This is a genomic window from Mycobacterium sp. shizuoka-1, assembly GCF_002723835.1.
Taxonomy (GTDB): domain Bacteria; phylum Actinomycetota; class Actinomycetes; order Mycobacteriales; family Mycobacteriaceae; genus Mycobacterium.
In genome coordinates this window covers 161,530-166,872 of record NZ_BEWG01000024.1, presented here as the reverse complement: position 1 = coordinate 166,872, position 5,343 = coordinate 161,530, and the positions used below count along the sequence as shown (strand labels likewise).

General features: G+C 66.9%; 6 protein-coding genes. 1 reads left to right on the top strand and 5 read right to left on the bottom strand.

Going from position 1 to position 5,343, the window contains the following annotated elements; translation table 11 throughout:
* The 4 genes from MSZK_RS08740 to MSZK_RS08725 all read right to left on the bottom strand — a co-directional run.
* The coding region (locus MSZK_RS08740; RefSeq protein WP_199203256.1) for a DUF4349 domain-containing protein at window positions 1–814 on the bottom strand (814 nt) is incomplete at its 3' end.
* Window positions 815–864: 50 nt separating this feature from the next.
* Window positions 865–1,551: a glycoside hydrolase gene (locus tag MSZK_RS08735; RefSeq protein ID WP_371411301.1), complete on the bottom strand. Its 687-nt coding sequence runs from the start codon at window positions 1,549–1,551 to the stop codon at window positions 865–867.
* A gap of 37 nt (window positions 1,552–1,588) precedes the next feature.
* On the bottom strand, window positions 1,589–2,518 hold the full coding sequence (locus tag MSZK_RS08730) for an LLM class F420-dependent oxidoreductase (RefSeq protein ID WP_099246881.1): 930 nt from the start codon (window positions 2,516–2,518) through the stop codon (window positions 1,589–1,591).
* Window positions 2,519–2,580: 62 nt separating this feature from the next.
* Window positions 2,581–3,777 (bottom strand): CaiB/BaiF CoA-transferase family protein, encoded by a 1,197-nt coding sequence (locus MSZK_RS08725; RefSeq protein WP_099246879.1) that lies wholly within the window; start codon window positions 3,775–3,777, stop codon window positions 2,581–2,583.
* Between the two features lie 124 nt (window positions 3,778–3,901).
* Here MSZK_RS08725 and MSZK_RS08720 point away from each other — a divergent pair, with 124 nt between their 5' ends.
* Window positions 3,902–4,402 carry a hypothetical protein gene (locus MSZK_RS08720; RefSeq protein WP_099246877.1) on the top strand — a complete coding sequence of 167 codons (501 nt, stop codon included), beginning with the start codon at window positions 3,902–3,904 and terminating at the stop codon, window positions 4,400–4,402.
* Here the strand turns inward: MSZK_RS08720 and MSZK_RS08715 are convergent.
* The gene (locus tag MSZK_RS08715; RefSeq protein ID WP_199203255.1) at window positions 4,395–4,766 is read right to left on the bottom strand and encodes a hypothetical protein; all 372 of its coding nucleotides are present in this window, start codon (window positions 4,764–4,766) and stop codon (window positions 4,395–4,397) included. The genes MSZK_RS08720 and MSZK_RS08715 overlap by 8 nt on opposite strands.
* Between the last annotated feature and the right edge of the window lie 577 nt (window positions 4,767–5,343).

Below are 5,343 nucleotides of genomic sequence, written 5' to 3'. Positions count from 1 at the left end.
GCGGCGGGCTGGGCCGGCGGGCACCGGCCAGCCGGATGAGGCCGTAGATGATCACCACGGCGACCACCAGCACACCCAACCAGGGAAGCAGCAGACCGAAGAGCAGCACCAGGTTGCCGGCCACGGAAACCAATGCGTCCCAACCGCGTTCGATCTGGCCGAAGAAGCCCCGGTATTCGGTGGGCGCCGGGCCGCCGATGTTCTGGGCGACGAAGGTGACGTTGACGGTGCTGTAGTCGATGCGGTCGCCGAGCGCCTCACGTTGCGCACGCAGGCTGTCGAGTTCGGCTTGGCGTTCCGAGAGCGCACCCTCGGCCTTGATCAGCGCATCGGGGTCCTTGGCGTCGCGCATGATGCCGAGCAGCCGGTCCACCGAGGTCTGTAGCGCCCGGATCCGGGCGTCGAGGTCGACGCGTTGCGCGGTCACGTCGTCAGAGGCGATCTCGACATGTTCGACGGTGCCCAGCGCCTTGAGTTCGGCCAGCACGCCGTCGAGCTTGGCGGCCGGGACCCGCAGAACCACCGACGAGCGGGCCCTGGCGGTGCCCGATCCCGCGTCTTCGGAGCGGTTGTCGACCCGCCCGCCCGCGTTGGCGACGATCACGGCGGCTTTGTCGGCGGCCTCGGTGGGTTGGGCCACCGATATCGACATCGACGCGGTCTTGACCACATCGCGTTTGACCAGTGGCGGGCTGCCGGGAGCGTCCTGCGGCATCGGCGCTGTGGCCGATTCCCCCGAGCCGGCCGGGGCGGGGTTGGTGCGCTGAGACGATCCGCCGCACGCCGTCAGCGCACCCAGCAGGGCCAGTCCCATCACGATCAGCACCGCCAGGCGGGCAGCAGGAGTCCGCAGCGTCATGGTGGTCACGCCGGTTCCGAGCGCATCGATCCGAGGAAGTAGGTCTCCCGGCCGGTCGGGTATCCACCCCCGTCGGTGGCGATATGGACGTGGTCGTAGTGGTTGGCGGTCTCGTTGCCGTAGTCCGCGGTCCAACTCGGTGCACCGATACCGGGATAGAAACCCTGCCGCCAGATCACATGCAGGACTCCCCACCGTTTCGCGTTCGCCAGCGCGAACCCGGCGATCTGGTTGCCGAGCTCGATGCCCTCCGGGGTGTGATAGTTCGGGATCATCACGTCGATCGCCAGGCCGTTCGGATGCCAGGGCAGCGGGTCCTGGCGATAACCGCCGATGGTCTTGATCTCGAGGAACATCACGCTGATGGCGCGGGCCACCCAGATGGTGTGGACCTGCAGTCCCGCTTCGGGCGTGATCCCCCGGGGCAGCGCGAGCTGGAAGTCGGCGCCGGCAACGGGTGCACTGGCGGCCAGGAGTTCGGCCTCCGTCGCCTGCGCGACGCGGGCGACGGGCGCGGAGGATGTCTGGGGCGCCGACGAAACCGTCGGCGCGGCAACGCAACACCGATTCTCGGTGCTCTGGGCGTAGAACATGCCGCCGGCGACGACCAACGAAGCTGCCACCGCCAGCCAGCGACCTCGCGCACCGGTGAAAACGTCGACCACGAGCAGCACTTTACTGCCGTCGCCCACCCCCGTGTGGCAAACTTCGCGGGTCCGGTCGGCGGGTCTACCCGGCGGCCGCGACCAGCGGTGCGAGCACTTCGCCGACCGCGCTGATGACACCGGGCGTGTAGCGGTGGGTCGGCAGGTTGATGATCACACCGTCGATGCCCATGTCGAGGATGCGGCGTTTGATCTGTTCGGCGATCTGATCGGGCGTGCCGATGACGGCCCGGCCACTGCGGGCCTCGCCGATGTCGCGGGACGCATCGTAACCGTCGACCACGACCGTCAATAGCGAGCTGGTCTCCAAAGTGGCCGGGTCCCGGTCGATTTCGGCACAGCGTTGGCGCAGCACGTCGAGCTTGGCGGGCAGCTGGTCGATGTCGGCGATGATGTTGAGGTGGTCGGCGTAACGGGCCGCCAGCCGGAACGTCTTCTTCTCGCCGCTGCCACCGAGCATGATCGGGATGTGGTCGCGGTAGCGGGGTTCGTTGATCGCGCTCTCGGTGCGGTACCACTTGCCGGTGAAGGTCGGGCGTTCACCGTGCAGCATGCCGAGGATGATCTCGAGTGCCTCCTCGAGCTTTTCGAACCGTTCGGTGAAGGTGCCGAACTCGAAGCCCAACTGCTGATGCTCCAACTCGAACCACCCCGCCCCGAGCCCGAGGATTGCCCGGCCGGCGCTGACCACGTCCAGCGTGGTGATCTCTTTGGCGAGCAGGGTCGGGTTGCGGTAGGTGTTCCCCGTTACCAGCGTGGACAGCTGTACCCGGTCGACGGACGCGGCCAGGGCGCCCAGCGCGGTATAGGCCTCCAGCATCGGTTCATCGGGTTCACCCAGTCCTGGTAGTTGGTAGAAGTGGTCCATCACCAGGACCGTGTCGAAGCCGGCGCTCTGCGCCTCGCGGGCCTGGGCCACGACAGCGGGGAACAGCTCGGCGACGCGCGTGCCGTAGGAGAAGTTGGGAATCTGCAATCCGAGGCGAATGGTCACGCATCACTGCAACGTGGCCCGGCCTGCGTTGCATTCCGGTCCGGCCCGACGAATTGGAGAGGTCAGCCCGCGATCACCCGGGCGGCCCGCAGCTCTTCTTCCTGATGGGAACGGCCCAGCTGCCCTAGCACGTCGGCGGTGTGCTGGCCCAGAGCCGGCGCCGCGCCGGCGAGCTGCGCCGGGGTGGCGTCGAACAGGGCCGGATGGCGCGGGATGCGCGTGCGGCCCACCACCGGATCGGTGGCTTCGACGAACAGCCCCATCTCGATGGCGTGCGGGTCGTCGGGCAGTTCGCTGGGCGGCACGATCATGGCGAAGGGCACGTCCTCGGCCTGGAAGCGGGCCGTGGCCTCTTCCACCGTGAGTGTCTCGGCGCCGGCATAGCAGGACCTCATCACCTCTGCCATCAGCGGCCGGTTCTGGTTGCGCAGGTCGGCGGTGGCCAGCCGGGGGTCGTCGGCGCCGTCGGCCTCCAGGGCGCGGCACATCCCGGTGAAATCGGAGTCCGAGATCGGCGTCACCACACCCCAGCCGTCGCGGAAGCGGAACGGCTTGAAGCCGGAGGTGAAACTCGACGGTTGCGAGCCGTCGGCGTCGAGCAGTACCTCGTTGCCGGTGGCATCGGTCCACAGGAACGAGACGACGGCATCGACCATCGAGACGTGGACGTGTTGTCCGCCGCGGCCTTTCGCACGCGCCAGGAGCGCGGCGGTGACGGCCTGGCTGGCGTAGAGCGCGGTGACTTTGTCGGCGAGCACCTGCTGCAGGAAGATCGGTTCGCCGACGCCCGGCGCGGCCTGACTGGAGGCGAGACCGCCGTAGGCCTGGATGACGGTGTCGTAGGCGCTGCGATCGCGGTAGGGGCCGACCTCGCCGAACCCGCTCAGGGACAGATAGACGACGTCGGGGTTGACCGCGGCGACATCGTCGTACCCGAGGCCGAGGCGCTGCGCCACGCCGGGCCGGAAGTTCTGGATGACGACGTCGGCCTGCGCGGCGAGTTCGAGCGCGATCTCGCGGCCGGCGTCCGTGCGGACATCCACTGCGATCGACTGCTTGCCGCGATTGCAGACCCGGAAGACCGCGCTGAGCCCGTTGACGCTGGGGCCGATCCACCGCATGATGTCGCCGATGTCGGGTCGCTCGACTTTCACTACGTCAGCACCCTGATCGGCGAAGAGGGCGCCGATGTAGGGCCCGGTCAGCGCGATCGACAGCTCGAGGACGCGAACACCGCTCAGTGGTCCGGCATGTTCCATGGTCAGTTCTCTACCAGATCGGGCAGCGCTTCCCCCGCGCACTGGGACAAAGCCGATCCGCCGCGATGTAACCTCGGCCGCGCAGGCGGCGAATTATCGTCAGAGACGACAGGAGGGCTGTGCGATGCCAAAGCGTGCTGTGGTCGGGGCTGTCGCAGTGCTGACGCTGCCCGCGATGCTCACTGCCGCCTCGGCTCATGCCGACCCGCTGCCGGCGTTCTGCGCGCCGGCCGGCGTTGTCGACAACGTGTGTACCGCACGGCTGACGTCGGTGACCGCCGACGTGATCAACGGGACCATCACCGGCACGCCGGTCGGCGGCGGGACGCCGGTAACCCTTGCGGGACAACTGGATGCCTATCAGAAGTCGGTGGGCTTCGGCGTTCCCGCGCCGGATGCGGTGCAACGCTGGGACGACTCGATCGACAGTGTGAGCACGCTGAATGTCGATCCGTCCGATCCGAATTGGTATGGCAACGCCAAGTCGCGGGTGTTCATGCCGCGGACGCTCAATGACATTGCGACGCAGTTCCCGCCGGATGTGCTGGTGGTCCGGTTCACCCCTGACGAGGGTTCGCCGGGGACGTTCCGGCTGGTGTCGATTCAGCCGACAGCGCTCAGCTGACCCGCGTCCAGGGTTGACAGTTGTGCGACTCGAAAGCCTTCACCGTCGAGTTGATGTTGGCGTTCATCGGACCGATCGACATGTTGGTCGCGAGGACGTGGTCCTTGTTGGTGTCGGGTGTGCTGTAGGTGAACCACACGCACATCGAGTCCTGGGTCGGCACATCGTTGATGTAGACCGCGAACGGTGACGCCGACCCGCCGGTGTTGTAGAGGCCGGGCGCGATGTCCGGGCCGACGAGGAAGAAGCCCTCTCCCGGAATCGGTTCCAGCGGTTCGGCATTCGCTGTTGGCCCGCACGCGATCGCGGCTGCGGTGGCTGCCAGCCCGGCCGCGGCATGTCGTAGCAGAAGTGTTAGGGGCATCGTCACTGGTCCTGTTTCCGATTCCCTTGGCAGGGTATGTCGTGGTACACCAGCCGCGGGCGGGTTTATGCGAATCGCCACTCAGGACATGACCCCATCATGACACCGGGGTACCACACGTTTCGGCGGCGCAAAATCGCGTCAGCCACCCAGTGCGGCAACGGGAACGACAGCTGGGGACGAGTTGTGAAGCGATCCAGGCGACTCCGCCCGCAGAGCCGAGAGTCAGTTCGTGCAATCAGTCACGAGCTCGTCAAGGCGGTCTGCGTACTGCTCGAGAACGAATACTGACAAAAGCGCCTGCCTCGCGTTTCGCGGGATCCAGTACCCATATGCCTGTTCATAGGCCGGGTTGACCTGGTCGGGAAGGCGGGACAGGTACACCGATTCCCCGGTCGTGGATTCGTAGCGGTGCGGAAACGACTTCTGCACGTGGGAGATCACGTCGACGGCGGTGTCGGCGGGCAGGATGCGGAAGCTGCGATCCAGATAGCCGCCGTGAAGTGCATACAAGAATCCCGCCTGCGCGTACTCCCAGGGCTTTCCGATGCTGTCGTCGCAAAAAATAACCGAGTCG